The sequence below is a fragment of the Lacrimispora amygdalina genome (genome assembly GCF_003432035.1).
Classification (GTDB): Bacteria; Bacillota; Clostridia; order Lachnospirales; family Lachnospiraceae; genus Lacrimispora; species Lacrimispora amygdalina.
Genome location: NZ_QOHO01000052.1, coordinates 47,235 through 61,539, shown reverse-complemented (window position 1 = coordinate 61,539; position 14,305 = coordinate 47,235). Strand labels below are relative to the sequence as shown.

Genomic DNA, 14,305 nt, shown 5'->3' with positions numbered 1-14,305 from the left:
AGGGATTAGTGTCCTCATTGGTCTGTTCCTATTACTCCCCAAACACAGGTACCTTAAAAATTCCAAGCCCAGGCTCCGTATTCATTATAATCCTGTGTCCAAGAAATGAGGGTCCTCCGGCATACGGATCTTCTCTGCATAAAGACGGTCCATCTAAATCTGCTCTGGTAATAATACCCTTTGCCGCCGCCAGATGGGCGGCTGCGCTGACCGCGATCTTGCTCTCCAGCATACATCCGATCATACACTCCACTTCATAACATTCTGCTATGGCACAGACTTTTAAAGCTTCGTAAATCCCCCCGGTTTTCATCAGCTTTATATTGATCAAATCTGCTGCACGTTCTTTAATAATATGTATGGCATCCATAGCTGAAAACACGCTCTCATCTGCCAGAATCGGAGTCTGCACCTGACTGGTAACAAGCTTCAGCCCCTCAAAATCGTGAGCATTTACCGGCTGTTCCACCAGATCCATATCAATACCCATGTCTTCCAGTTTTCGTATAATCCTCACTGCATCTTTCGCCGTCCACCCCTGGTTTGCATCAATCCTAAGCTTAATATCGGGTCCCACAGCCTGGCGAATGGCTTTGATCCGTTCCACGTCCTTTTGCCCCTCTTTGCCAACCTTAATCTTAAGTATTCGAAATCCCTGTTGGATCGCGCGGAGACTGTCTCTTACCATCTCTTCTGTCCCATTTACGCTGATGGTAAGATCCGTCTCTATCTCCCCTTTACAGCCTCCCAGTACCTTATAGAGGGGCTTCCCGCAGGATTTCGCGAACAAATCATAGACTGCCATATCCACAGACGCTTTAGCTGAAGTATTCTTAACCATGGATTTATGGAGTATTCTCATAATCCCATCCAGATTTTCAATCTCCATCCCAATTAATCCAGGTGCAATAAATTCCTCAATGGCGCAGCGGACTGACCCTTTCGTCTCTCCCGTAATCACAGCCGTAGGCGGCGCTTCGCCGTATCCGGTCTGCCCGTCATCTGCCGTAATTCTGACTACGATATCATTTACAGTCTCCACAGTCCTGAGGGCTGTTTTAAATGGAGTTACAAGAGGAATGTTTACTTCTGCCGTCTCAATTTTTGCAATTTTCATTTTTATTTCCTTCCTATAATCCGATCTGACTATGCTTTATTTCTGACCTGTCCCATTAACTTTTTTGTATAACTCCAGCGACAGTTCTCCCATAATCCGTTCAAATGCAGGGGTATCCGTTTCGTTTCCGCAAAAGCACACCAGAAATGGAACTTTTCCATATACTATCCCCACATCATGAGTAATTCCACGATCCTCACCTGTCTTATGGGCTATTTCAGGCTCCTCTTCCAAAGCCTGAAGATAAAATGGAATCTTACTGCAAAGCTGTTGATTCTTTAAAATCGAGATCATCTGACTGCTTGCAGCTTCGCTGACCAATTCACCCCGATGCATCATCGTAAGCAGCCTTCCCGTCTCAGATGCCGTTATGTAATTCTGAATCCCCTGTGCTGATTTCTCAACATCATACATCTTCCTGTTAAGACGGGTATTTTTAAATCCAAGAGATTCGATATACCGATTAATCTCCTCCATCCCCAGTAAATCAATCAGCACATTCGTTGCCGTATTATCACTAAATATAATCATAAGCGTAACCAGGTCCAATGCTGTAACACAGATTCCTTCGTGAAGATAGGTAAGCGCACCACAGGACGGTACACAATCCTTTTTGTATATGGGTAATGAAAAATCCTGTTTCAGCTTCCTTTTTTCAAACTGATCAAAAACAGATGCCATAACAAACAGTTTAATCACACTGGCAGCCATGAGCGGCTGATCTTCCCTGTATCCCACGCGCTCTCCTGTCTCCAGATTTTCATAAAGAAAACTGATTTTTCCAGGCAGCTTTTCAAATTTCCTGAGCATCTCATCTAGTGTCATTTAGTAAAACTCCCGTCAGTCATTATCAGCTGATATAAAAAAAGAGGCACTGCACCCATTGTTGACAGCTACCTCGTTGCACCTGATTCAGACTTTTTTATTAAATTTTCTTATGTCATTTACTATTTAGTATAATAAATTCTGGAAAAAAATCAAGCAATAATTGATAGTTCTAAACTAAATGTTTGGGTGAGTTTAAAAAGTACACTTCCAAGGCCTCCAAAACCTATTATCCTGACCAAAATTTTATGTTGCGGAGATGACCACTTATATATGTACCCTGATTTAGTAAAGCATACCTGGACTTATAAGATGTTTTTCTCGTGGAACCACAAAAACATACATCGGATCCTTTGACATCCAGCCGTAACTTTTTTACAAAATGGAGTGGGATTCATACGAATCCCACCCTTGTCTTATTTTAACTGCTCTTAGCGTACAGGATCAAAATCCGATTTTCACTTAAACGCTCCAAAACCCGGTATCCGCTCTCAGATGCCGATGCAATACCGTTATCGGAAGAACGGCAATATCCTCCGGGAATACAGGTTCCATCATCACGAACCCGAAGTTTTCCTAAAAGCCCCACTATTACCCATTCCGGCCGTTTTAAACGCGGTATATACGTTCTGGTATTATCCCATTGAGGATTTAAAATTGGTTGTATTTCCACATGCTCCGGCAACAGAACATTTCCTTTATCATCCTTTATGCCAGGCACCGTTACCTCATGGTATTGTATCCTTCCCCACTCGTCAGTCAGATATTTCCCCTTCCAACGCAGCTCTCCCGTATCTCCCACAATACCCGAAGTGCCGGTAACTACTCCCAGAACGTAACTGTCCGAGTCAGCAGTTTTTCTGATTTTCTGACCTGCGCCATCAAAAGTGACAAAATAACCTGGTTCTATGGTCTTGCCGTCAGCAGTCTCAAATAATTCCCCATAATCCGCCCCTCCAGCGTTCCAAGCTACATCGATATAAGCATTTCCATCGTATAGTATTTTTGCAGCCAGGCTTTTTGCATCTGGGTTTATTCCGTTGGCCAGAAACCAGGAATATATATTGTCAGCCTCCCCAAATAAGCCCATAATATGGGAACCTTCCCTCTGATTTGTAGAAGTATAAAATCCTTCTGCGTGGGATTCATCCCCGCTGGCTTCTGTATTAACTCCCTCTGCATGGGAACCGTGACCGCTGGCTTTTGTTTCATGTCCTTCTGCATGGGAACAGTACTGGTAAGTTTCTGATAAATAACCCTCCGCATGAGAATATCCTGCTCTGGCAGCTGTTTGCCAGCCTTCGGCAAATGCATAGCCCCCCATATCATAGTCATTTTTCGTACCTACTCCTCTGACTGCCCCAATCTGGTTTCCATCAACCAAATTCGTAAGCGCAGCAGGAGTTCCAGATGGTCCGGTATCCCCCGTAGGACCAATAAGTCCAATAGGGCCGGTAGGGCCAGCAGGGCCAATGGGGCCTGTGGGTCCAGCAGGGCCAATAGGGCCGGTAGGTCCAGCAGGGCCAATGGGACCTGTGGGTCCAGCAGGGCCAATGGGACCTGTGGGTCCAGCAGGGCCTGCTGGTGTCAAGTCAGGACTAAAAAATATTTGATTAGGATAATCCTTTTATGTAGTATCTTAAAATGGCATCTTCTAAGAAATCTATGTCAATTATGCCGTCTGTCGGGGAAAGAAATTCTGCACCCAGCGTATTTAGTTCTTTCATGTAAGCAGTGGTTTTCAATGTATCCCGTCCGATGCGGGATACATTGAAAACTAAAACAACATCTGCGTTCTTCGAGCAGACGGCCTGCTTAGTTTCAGATAAGCCTTTGCGTGAAAAGTCAAGACCGCTGCCAATATCCTGAGAAATCCCGGCGATATTGAACCCGCGCTCATTGGCAAAGCGGATAAGCCTGTCACGCTGCATCTCTATACTGTTATTCTCATTGCTGGCAACCCTGCAATATATCCAAGCATTCCTCGAAATGCTCTTTTTATTATCTGTTTTCATCTATGCGCACCCCTTTTTCGACACATTGGACAAGTCTCATATACTCATCCATATGGTTCCACACAATTTCAATCGCTTCACTTCCGTAGATATAGATACTGTCGATCAGCTCATCTGCCATTTCTCTTGAAAGCTCCGTAAAGCCTTCATATCGCTTAAAGCTCTCAATGATCGAAACCGGCTGTCCTTTTTCCTGATAACGGCTTTGCAATGCCGTTTCAAGTTCAGCGACTTGGGCATCTGTTTCCGCAATCTCCTTGCTAATATCCGCCTTTTGACTTGCGTAGCTGTCCCTATCCAAAGCCCCATCTTTGTATCTTTCGTATGCCTTAACTTTGGATGCCTTCAACTTGGTGAGGACGGCTTGGGTCTGCCTGATCTGCTCTGTCAGAGTGGTTATATCATTATGGCTTTGCGTTTTCACCCTGTCAAAAAGCTGTGCCATATCAAGCATGACCTCTATTTGCTTATGTATCACAGATAGGACGGTCTGTATCAAACTGACTTCGGAAATTCTATCCTTTGTGCAAGTGCTATCAGCCACATACTGATGGCTTTCACAATAATAATATGCCGTAGCCGAGGGGCTATTGCTTCTTCGCATAACGTGCCGACAAACTCCACATTTCACTTTACCCATCAGTGGTCTGATCTCGGCCGGTTCTGTCCTTATCCTCGCAGGGGCAGAGAAACGCTCCTGAACCGAAGCAAATAATTCTTCCGAAATAATAGGTTCATGGGTGTTCGCTACGACAATCCACTCACTTTTCGGGATGCGTTTACCGTGCTTACTCCCGACAAAGGGGCTGCGATTTTTCCCGTTAACCATTTTTCCTGTGTAGCGTTCGTCACGGATAATGGTCAGGACGGTTGTGTTCATCCAGTGGTTTGTATTCCCAACCACATTGTATTTGCGGTCACAGCCCATAAGCCGTTTATAGACATATGGTGTTGGAATGTTTTCTGCGTTTAGAACATTGGCAATTTGCACGGCGTTTTTACCCTCATCCGCCATCGCAAAGATACGCCTGACAACGGCGGCAGCCTTTTCGTCAATCACAAGTTTCTTGCGGTTTTCCGGCGACTTTGCATAGCCATAAGGGGCGTGGCTGCCGATAAATTCGCCTTTCTCCATGCGGGTTTTCTTTGCACTCCGTACCTTTTGTGACAGGTCTTTGCTGTAAAGGGAGTAAATCAGGTTTCTGAAACCCACATCAAGTCCGCCGGTCGTGCCGTCAAAATCATTGCTATCAAAACGGTCGTTTACGGAGATAAAGCGTACCCCTAAAAAGGGGAATATCTGCTCCAAATAATCTCCGATGTCAATGTAGTTCCTGCCGAAACGGGATAGGTCTTTCACGATGATACACTGTATGTTTCCAGCACGCACTTCATCCAGCAGGGCTTTCACGCCCGGACGGTCAAAATTCGTACCGCTGTAACCATCGTCGCAAAACTCAACCACTTCATACTGTGAGAGGTCAGGGGAGCTTTTCACAAAGGCGTTCAGAAGATCCCGCTGATTTATAATACTGTTGCTTTCACCCTCGTTCTCGTCCTCTTGGGATAAGCGGATATACTCGGCAAGGATTTTCTTGATACTCACGAAACCCTCACCTCACTCTCCGCCTCAATAAAGCCAAGCAAACTTTCAAACTCATCCCTATACCTGAAGCAGATGGACACGCTTTGATCGCTGAATATTTCCACTCGTTCTATCAGCTCGGAAATCATTTCTCCCGTTATGGCTTTATTCTTCTTAAATTTCTTCAAGGCTGTGATCCATGGGTTTTGAGGGGTCAGCATGGTATCAAGACGGTGCTTTTGCATGGACAACTCATCAAGTCGGCTGCGCAAAAGAGTGACATCTTTCTCATACTTTGCTTTTGTAAAGAGATATTCCGCTTCATCAAGGAGCTTTTCCTGATAGTCCTCATACAAAGAGCTTCTGAGCATGGACAGTCTGGACAGCTTCTTTTCAGTTTCGGTTATTTCTGCGTCAACCTCGCTTTGGTGCTGGCAAAATCCTTCCTTTGCATTGAGCTTAGACACCATTCGATCCATGTCAACAGCAAGGTCAATCTGCTTGCGGATAGCCGTATAGAGAATAGAGAGTAAATCCGGTTCGTCCATACGTTTTCTAACGCAGTCATTTTTGGCAATATCCTCGTAGGTGGCACAGCTAAAATAATAGAGTGCCGAACCGTTTGATTTTGGCATTTTTCGGCGTTTCATACTTCGCTTGCAATCACCACAGAACACAAGCCCTTTCAAGATATTTGACCGCCCCGGCTCCATTTCTTTTCTTTCGCTGGACTCCCGTTCCTGCTTGATTTGCCGTACAGCCAAAAAGGTTTCTTCATCCACCAGCGGTTCATGGGTATTTTTGATTTCCACCCACTGATCCTGCGGCAGCTCCACGCAGCCGCCCTTGCCCCATAGGTCAGATTTGGTTTTGCCCTGCACCATATGTCCGAGATAAACCGGGTTGATTAAAATCCTGCGGACGGCGCTTTTGTACCAATATCGCATATTGGCATAACGCTCGTTTTTCAAAATCCCCTTCATGTAGCGATAATGGCTTGGGGAGGGAATACTGAGCGCATTGAGTTTTTGAGCGATACACATATCACCCATGCCGTCCGCTGCCCATTTGAAAATATTCCTGACAACCGGTGCGGTTTCCTCGTCGATTACCAGCCTATTTCCATCTGTTTTTAGATAACCATAGGCTGCCACACAGCCGGTAAACTCTCCTTTGCTTCTCATAACCGCAAGCCCTGATTTCGTCTTTTGCGATATATCTCTGGCATATATATCATGGATCAGGTTCTTCAAAGGAACAGCATACCCTTCATCCTGACTGTTGGCGTTCAAACTGTCATATCCATCGTTCACGGAGATAAAGCGGACGTTAAAAAATGGCAGTATTTTTTCAAGATAGGTTCCGGTTTCGATGTAATTCCTGCCGAAACGGGACAGGTCTTTGACCACAATGCAGTTGATTTTCCCACCCTTGATGGCGTCCATCATTTCATTGAAGCCGGGGCGGTCGAAGTTCGTTCCTGTCTGATTGACATCCTTAAAAACAGAGGTGAGCTTCAGGTACGGTCTTTCAGCGATATAACGCTCCAACATGGAAATTTGATTGCCGATAGAATCGTTTTCTTTTTTTCGCTCATCTTCATCCGACAGCCGTCCATAAATACAGGTATCCCATATCGTTTCATGGGGGACATGGGCAATACTATCTATTTGTTTTCTGCTCGTTCTCGCCATCTCACACCACCCCCTTAATGGGAGCCGGTGAAGCTGTTGCAATCAGGTCTTTTGCGTTCTCGGCAAAGAACAAAGCTCTTTCATATTCATACTGATACCGGAACCGGATTTCCACTCGGCTGCCAGAATAGATATTGACCCACTCAATCAGGGAAACAACTACCTTTCGGGACAGCTCGGTGATGTTGCGATTCTTCTTAAATGCTTCAATCCAAACGCTGTTTGCTCCCTTACCCGCAAGGATCAGAGTAATATCCTGTTTCAGCCGTGCGGCGGCTTTCTCTGCTTCTTCACACTTCTTTCCATAGATTTCTTTGAATTCCCTGTACTCATCTGCATCAATGACACCGCTTTTCAAGTCCTCATAGATTGACACTTTGAGGTTTTTATACTTTTCGATTTCCTCCTGTTTCATCAGCAGTTGGGTATCAATTTTTCGGACTTCCTCCTGCTGCATAGGAAGGGTGTCGATAAACGAGAGAATCCGTTCAATGTCAAGAATAGAAGCGATATGATTTTGAAGGGCTTGCAGGACTGCCTTTTCCAGCACTTTTTCACTGATGCAGTGGGTAGTGCAGCCGTCCCCGGCCTTATTCTTTGAACAATAATAATAGGCATACTTTTTCCCGCCTGCGGGTACAATCTTTCGCACCATACCGCTTTTGCAGTCAGCACAAAAAAGCAAGCCAGAAAACGGATAGACAGCTTCTCCGTCTGGAGCGATACGGGTGTCCTGCGCCAGCACACGGTTTACTGTGTCAAAAATTTCTTGGGGGATAATAGGCTCATGGGTATTTTCCACCCGAACCCATTTATCCTCCGGTTTCATAATCCGCTGTTTAATCTTGTAGTTTGGCGTACTTTCCTTACCCTGCACAAGATGCCCTGCATAGATAGGGTTTTTCAAGATGCGGCCAACCGCCACAGCAGTCCACTTTGCCTTGGGGTTTACCTGAAAGCTGGTGGCAAAGTTAAGCCCTGAAAAGCGCTTGTATTCCATGGGGGACGGCTCGCTGATCTCATTCAGCCTGTCAGCTATCCCTTGCTGGCTGAGTCCATCCAGCTTCCATGCAAAAATATCCCGTACAATCTTTGCGGCATAGGGGTCTACCACCAGTTGGTTTTTGTTCTCTGTTGATTTCATGTAGCCGTAAACGGCAAAGGAACCGATAAACTCGCCGTTCTTGCGCTTTACATCAAGCTGGCTCCTGATTTTAACGGAGATGTCCCTGCAATACGCATCGTTGACGAGGTTCTTAAAAGGAATGATAATATCGTCTGACGGAGATTTTTCCTTTGCGCTGTCGTAACCGTCGTTGATGGCAATGAAACGCACACCTAAAAACGGAAAAATCCGTTCAATGTATCGCCCTGCTTCGATGTAGTTTCTGCCGAAACGGGACAGGTCTTTGACGATGATGCAGTTGATCCGTCCGGCTCTTACATCCTCCATCATCAAATTGAACGCAGGACGATTAAAGTCAACACCACTAAATCCGTCATCTATTCTTTCCGAACAGAGGCGGATTTCGGGCATTGACTTCACAAAATTGGTTATTAAATCTCTTTGATTGGCAATGCTGTCGCTTTCTACTTTATCGCCATCTTCTTTTGACAGGCGCAAATAGTCCACGGCATTGTATATGATTGTATCCTTATTTAATGGCATAACGAAACCTCCCGATTGAAAAAGTCAAGAAGCAAAACCTGACCTAATCAATGGGCGTCCGCTAATATTAGTCCATGTATAATTATAGCACCCCTTTCAGGATGCGTCCAGACAATATTGCCATATATCCGAACCCACACGGTCAGGCTCCGCCCGAAGCAAACCACCCATATCACATCATCCTCAAAAAACTTTCCATCCTATCCTCCAGCGTGGCGCCACTATCATTAAAGCTGATTTTGACTACTACTTTTCCACACTTGTAGCAGTATGGATTTTTAATCTGCTGGATAAAGTCCAGTATCCGTTCCTCTATGGGCAATTTCGCATTGACCTTTGTATCGTTAATGTCAACCAGAGTATCCGGGTTGACTGTTCGGATGTCTATATTTTTCATAGCTTCAAAGTCTATGTTTGGTAATGAGTCCACCCAATCACTCCTTTCGGGGCGCAGGGCGATAAGGCTCCCTGCCTTACCGCCCTGATACAGTGTATTCCGGGCCAGCTTGTCAGGTGACAGCCGAGGGAAAAAAGCAATGAATAGGCTCCGTCCTTTTTCTTGGAGAAAAGACGGGCACCCACTCATTCAAAGTAGGCGCCCGACTTCTTGGCCGCAATAAAGCGGTTCACATCAGAAAGCTGGTGCGTAACCGGCATATCAGGCAATGCCGCCAGTATATCGTTCCGGTAGCGTCTGCTTGCCCGACTGTCGAGGATAGAAAAAACACAGGTATCCGTTTCTCTGCGAATGCCCCGGCCAAACCACTGGCGCAGCTTGATGAGCATACCCGGCACGATGACCTCGTTCAGATAGCCGTAGAAGTCAGGATACAGGGTCTTTTCATATTCCAGCACCGGATCGGGAGCCGGAAACGGGAGCCTTACCACAATGAGGGATGATAAAATATCCCCGGCAAGATCAATGCCCTCTCCCGCGCTATCGCTGGCACAGAGGATGCCGTTTCCGCTTTTACGGAAAGCGTCGAGGGCGTCCAGACGGCCTTTGCCCATGCGGAACATGGGAAATGAAGTAATTCGTCCGCACAGCTCGTCATACGCCTGCTCCATCATGCGGTAGGACGTAAACAGAATGAGGGTATGCCCATGGGTCACTTCAATCAGTTCCACCAGCCGACTGACCACCGCCTGAAAATAACCGCTGTCTTTGTCTGAAGGCAATGGCATATCCTGCGGAAGATACAACAGGGCATGGTTCGGATAATCAAAGGGAGAAGCCTTGCTGGTTTCAAAGATACGGCGTTTCTCTGCCAGTATAATTCCGTTATTTCGCTTAAAATGCGAAAAGTCGCCCCCCACAGAGAGTGTACCGGAGGTAAGGATATACGGAATTTCTTCCTGCCAAATATCCTCCGACAATAGAAAATCAAGCTGCTTTGGCAGGGCGCAGACCCGGCAGGCCGTTGCCCCGGTCATTTCCAGCCAAAGAATAGAATTGGCATGATGAAACAGGATGGATAGCTTGGTTTCCTGCTGCTCCATGCGATTCACCAATCGGTCATACCGATCCCTTTTCTCACGGGCGGTCGTATAAAAAAGCACCGACAGCCTGCGCAGCACAGCCATCAGCGTTTTCAAAGCCCGTATGCAGTTTAAGTCAATCTGTACGGCATAGCAGTTTTTATCATAGCTTGTGCCTGCGGCATACCGCAGGGCTTCAAAGAGCAGGGCATTTTGTTCCTGCATGGTTTCACACAGTCTGACGATCTCGGCCTTATCGGGATTGCCTGAACCTATGGCATGGTAAATGCTTGCCACCAGCCGTTCCATCTCCACGTTTTCCATTGTCATACCGTACATCTGCCTTGCGGCGTCAAGGAGCTTGTGAGCCTCGTCAAAAATCACCACGCCACGGGGAGGGAACAAGGATCTTCTCCCATTCTTCCTGCCAAGGACATCCGCCAGCACAAGGTTGTGGTTGGCAATCTGAAAATCATATCCAAGGGACTGTGCCTTTCGGATAAAGTCACGGTATCGGCAGACCGAGGACAGCGGGCAGTTCAGATGGCAGTGCTCCACATTGATGCAGGATTTCACATAGTCCGTTAAAGGTAGCTTATCCAAATCAAGGGGGCAGGCTCCGGTGAAAAGTCCGGTCAGGACAGAAAGCAGTTCCTCGTCCTCATGGCGGTCATTGTGTGCGATAGAGGAACGATACCCCTTTACCCGGCTGTCGCAGGCATAATGGGATTTCCCCTTGCGAACCACAAAAGACAGGGGCTTGTCAATGATACGGTGTTCCATCAGAATATCGGAAATCTGAGGGATGTATTCCTCCGTCAATGCCTTTTGCAGCGCAATGGTGGAAGTAGAGATAATGGTCGGCAGCTTATTGTTGCTGAACAGGTTATGGACCGTTACGGCCAGGATGTAGGCATGGGTTTTTCCCGTACCCACCTCGGCCTCACAGAGCGCCAGCCGGTTTCCCTGCAAGGACTCCAGCATTTCCAGCGCAAGAGCCGCCTGATTTTCTCTCAAGTCCATGCCATGTTCCGGCAGAATGTTTGAAAAAATGTGTTCCAGCAGATTTCTTGCTCTCACGACAGGCTTGATGGAAAAGGTGCTTTCCGGTTCCGATACTGCCTGTGAAAGCATTTTGTCCATCGCTTTTTGATAGCCGCTTTCATTCAGCGGCGCCGCTTTGGAAAAAAGCCGCTTTGCCTTTAAGGTCGAAAGCTCCACCATGCGGTAGCTGTATGTTTTTCCGGTGTAGTATTCCAAAAGTACGCAGTTTTCGGCGGTCAGCACAATGCGTTCCTCTTGCCGGATCAAGCCTGCTTCATAAATCATATTTTGAATATCTGCCATATAGATAGGTTGTTCCATAATATTTTGCCTCCTTTGCTTGCCTAAAGGAGCGACACAAGAATGCGGCGGAATCAGGAACCGTTTTGAAAGTCTGCTGACTGAAAAGACCTGTTCCGCCGCATGGTTTCTATCGCTCCAATAGAACACGATAGATTTTTATAGAAAAGCAAAGGTGTGACAAGCGATCCGGCTGGTGTTGCCGGACTCCATAAAAGCCGCCCCTCATTCTATCTCAAACGAGGGTGATGCGTTTTCCCGGCCGTCTACCGGGCTGCTCAATGCGGTGAGGCGTTCAAAGCAGAAGTACCATGATAACCGGCAGGGATCGTCGCAATCCGTCCCACCACGGGGCGTAACTGCCGCAGACATAATCGCTCGGAGGGCATTGCCCCCGTCTTGGCGTGTCCCAGCGTGTCGCTCCCCCTGCCGGTGATGTACCCATCACACCCGTATTCTGTTTTCAATGTTCAGGCGAAAGGAAATTGGAATCCTTTCACCCAATGTCAAAAAAACAGGGGGGGTGACACATCATTCATCAAAAAATTTTTTTAACTTTTTTGCCGACCACTGCAAGCTCATCCAGACTGAATGTTGCTTAACAGACTCCAGCCTTGCAATTTGCCGGGTAGACAAACCTTGGAAGAAGTGCAGGATAAACCTACGTCGCTGGATTTCTGTCAATTTCCCACTGTCCAGCAACCGCCTTGCGGCTTCCTTGGCTTTTCTGGTATCGCTTTTATGTATCAAGTCCAAGTCAAGGGCTGGCACGGAAAGCTGCTCTGTTTCCTCCAGCCCATTGATGCTCACATCCAAACGGCTTGTCCGATTTTCATGTGTGACTTGCTCATGGTAGATTTCATCCGACAAGGCTTTCAGCTCCAAAAAGTCCTGTGCCGTCCTGCCGGGGTTCTCCGCAAGGTAGTCCTCCAGTGTGATTTCTATAATGCGGTCTGCGAAACGGTAAACAATGCCTTCGCTGAATTTATTCAGGGCATAATCACTGTCTTTATAATTTTTCATGTTCCTTTCCTCCGATCTGTTTTGCGAAAATGCGAAAACAGATCGGAGGGTGGGGAACGGCAACATGGTTTGCCAGAAAGGTTACACCAAAACCGATAGAATGGGATTATTTGTAAAACAAAAAGGAAATTTGTCGAAAAAAATAAGTCAGCACTTCGCCCTTGGCAAAATGCTAACTTTTTTAGGTTTACATGATTAAATTGTAGGTTTGAACTGGAGTATTTATAGGTTGTTCTGTCTCTATTTACACCCCGAAAAGGGATAACACCTGAATATCTTCATATGGATACCTCTCTCGCCATAGCCATAGCGAAAGCCGGTATCACGAAGTCCAAAACATCCGTTAAAAGCCGCAAAAGCCTACCTTCCAAAGTAAGAGGGCGGGCTTCGCTTGACTTTTAGCAGCCAGACTATCATAGCACATTAAGTGCCTTAGACCCTCGGCTTTGCGTCCCTGCCTTTAGACAGGTTTGCCCATAGCTTTATTGATTTGTTGTTTCTGCTTGTTTCTCTGGTACTTGGATTGCATCGTCCAAATAGCCGCAGTTTCAATATCGCTTTCGGAGGAATTTTATCCATAATCTCTCGAAATTGCAGTAATCTTGCAACTTCCCCGGCAATAATCCATAGCATGTAATCTCATTTTGCTAAACACCAGTGTTTACGGTTAGTTTATTTGGTTTTGAACGATTTGGTTGCGTCCTTTCTGTTTTGCTTGATACATATTCTCGTCTGCGCTATTAATCAAATCGTCCAAATCCTGCGTGGTTGTTGGAATGCCGGAAGAAATTCCGATACTTACGGATAAACGGAAATCAGGATGCATATCAAATTGTGCCTGCTGCACTTCGCTCATAATCCGATTCGCAGCAATTTGGGTAATGCTGCAATCGGTGTGGAACAGCAAAGCAATAAATTCATCCCCTCCGTATCTGCAGCTTAAATCACTGTTTCGAAGACAACGAGCGATTATTTCTGAAATCCGGGTTAAGACGCTGTCTCCGAATGCGTGCCCGTAAATATCGTTTACCTGCTTGAAATGATCCACATCAATAAAAAGTACGGATACAGGGTTTTGAAGGCGAGTATTGTTTTCAAATACAGCTTGCGCCGCTTCTAAAAAGGCTTGACGATTCGTGGCTCCCGTCAGCTTATCCGTTGTGGCGGCCAGAACCAGTGAATCGTTCAGGCGCAATAATTCGCCCATATTCTTTTTATCCCTCGCCTTCAGCTTTCCGATCAGCAATATCACCGTGAAGACGTTCAAAACAATCGTCGCCATTTTTACCATACCGGCCGGATCATGCGTTTCAACCAGAAAGAAATACGACGCGTAGATGGTTGCCGTTGTCCCGCTTAGTATGCCGCTTACATAGCCGTCGGAATAGGTATAGTAGACCACGGGGATCACCAGAATCATCATGGGGTTTGGTATGCGTAATATATTTACAATAAAGATAAATAACATCATTAAGGGAACACAGAGCAACCTGAAAATCAATTTTTGATTTGCTGAACTCATACAATCGCTCCATTCATCTGATCTTTCCATAT

The 14,305-nt window shown here is 46.3% G+C and carries 11 protein-coding genes and 1 riboswitch; all 11 genes read right to left on the bottom strand.

Annotated features, from left to right (window positions below; genetic code table 11):
- Positions 1 to 31: 31 nt before the first annotated feature.
- Positions 32 to 1,117, bottom strand: a complete 1,086-nt coding sequence (locus tag DS742_RS16485) for a dipeptide epimerase (RefSeq protein ID WP_117418075.1) — start codon at positions 1,115 to 1,117, stop codon at positions 32 to 34.
- Positions 1,118 to 1,153: 36 nt separating this feature from the next.
- Entirely contained in the window at positions 1,154 to 1,942 is a 789-nt protein-coding gene (locus tag DS742_RS16480) for a serine hydrolase (RefSeq protein WP_117418074.1), read from the bottom strand.
- Positions 1,943 to 2,363: 421 nt separating this feature from the next.
- The gene (locus DS742_RS29795; protein ID WP_117418073.1) at positions 2,364 to 3,533 is read right to left on the bottom strand and encodes a peptidase G2 autoproteolytic cleavage domain-containing protein; all 1,170 of its coding nucleotides are present in this window, start codon (positions 3,531 to 3,533) and stop codon (positions 2,364 to 2,366) included.
- A 22-nt stretch (positions 3,534 to 3,555) separates the two neighbouring features.
- The gene (locus DS742_RS16470; RefSeq protein WP_117418072.1) at positions 3,556 to 3,957 is read right to left on the bottom strand and encodes a recombinase family protein; all 402 of its coding nucleotides are present in this window, start codon (positions 3,955 to 3,957) and stop codon (positions 3,556 to 3,558) included.
- Complete coding sequence (locus tag DS742_RS16465) at positions 3,944 to 5,563, bottom strand: recombinase family protein (RefSeq protein ID WP_117418071.1); 1,620 nt, start codon at positions 5,561 to 5,563, stop codon at positions 3,944 to 3,946. The genes DS742_RS16470 and DS742_RS16465 overlap by 14 nt, the downstream gene beginning before the upstream one ends.
- Complete coding sequence (locus DS742_RS16460) at positions 5,560 to 7,236, bottom strand: recombinase family protein (RefSeq protein WP_117418070.1); 1,677 nt, start codon at positions 7,234 to 7,236, stop codon at positions 5,560 to 5,562. Before DS742_RS16460 ends, DS742_RS16465 begins: the two co-directional genes overlap by 4 nt.
- Before the next feature lies 1 nt (position 7,237).
- Entirely contained in the window at positions 7,238 to 8,905 is a 1,668-nt protein-coding gene (locus tag DS742_RS16455; RefSeq protein ID WP_117418069.1) for a recombinase family protein, read from the bottom strand.
- A gap of 172 nt (positions 8,906 to 9,077) precedes the next feature.
- Positions 9,078 to 9,335, bottom strand: a complete 258-nt coding sequence (locus DS742_RS16450; RefSeq protein WP_242996532.1) for a DUF6870 family protein — start codon at positions 9,333 to 9,335, stop codon at positions 9,078 to 9,080.
- Between the two features lie 152 nt (positions 9,336 to 9,487).
- The gene (locus DS742_RS16445) at positions 9,488 to 11,749 is read right to left on the bottom strand and encodes an ATP-dependent DNA helicase (protein ID WP_242996531.1); all 2,262 of its coding nucleotides are present in this window, start codon (positions 11,747 to 11,749) and stop codon (positions 9,488 to 9,490) included.
- A 510-nt stretch (positions 11,750 to 12,259) separates the two neighbouring features.
- Positions 12,260 to 12,751 carry an RNA polymerase sigma factor sigma-70 region 4 domain-containing protein gene (locus tag DS742_RS16440; RefSeq protein WP_117418068.1) on the bottom strand — a complete coding sequence of 164 codons (492 nt, stop codon included), beginning with the start codon at positions 12,749 to 12,751 and terminating at the stop codon, positions 12,260 to 12,262.
- 397 nt (positions 12,752 to 13,148) lie between these two features.
- A riboswitch (cyclic di-GMP riboswitch) is annotated at positions 13,149 to 13,236 on the bottom strand.
- A 182-nt stretch (positions 13,237 to 13,418) separates the two neighbouring features.
- A complete protein-coding gene (locus DS742_RS16435; protein ID WP_170313493.1) occupies positions 13,419 to 14,273 on the bottom strand; it encodes a GGDEF domain-containing protein in 855 nt (284 codons plus the stop codon).
- Positions 14,274 to 14,305: the final 32 nt, after the last annotated feature.

Coding starts and splice junctions, on each gene's coding strand:
- DS742_RS16485 (WP_117418075.1), bottom strand. CDS start 1,117: ATGAAAATTGCAAAAATTGAGACGGCAGAAGTAAACATTCCTCTTGTA.
- DS742_RS16480 (WP_117418074.1), bottom strand. CDS start 1,942: ATGACACTAGATGAGATGCTCAGGAAATTTGAAAAGCTGCCTGGAAAA.
- DS742_RS16470 (WP_117418072.1), bottom strand. CDS start 3,957: ATGAAAACAGATAATAAAAAGAGCATTTCGAGGAATGCTTGGATATAT.
- DS742_RS16460 (WP_117418070.1), bottom strand. CDS start 7,236: ATGGCGAGAACGAGCAGAAAACAAATAGATAGTATTGCCCATGTCCCC.
- DS742_RS16455 (WP_117418069.1), bottom strand. CDS start 8,905: ATGCCATTAAATAAGGATACAATCATATACAATGCCGTGGACTATTTG.
- DS742_RS16445 (WP_242996531.1), bottom strand. CDS start 11,749: ATGGAACAACCTATCTATATGGCAGATATTCAAAATATGATTTATGAA.
- DS742_RS16440 (WP_117418068.1), bottom strand. CDS start 12,751: ATGAAAAATTATAAAGACAGTGATTATGCCCTGAATAAATTCAGCGAA.
- DS742_RS16435 (WP_170313493.1), bottom strand. CDS start 14,273: ATGAGTTCAGCAAATCAAAAATTGATTTTCAGGTTGCTCTGTGTTCCC.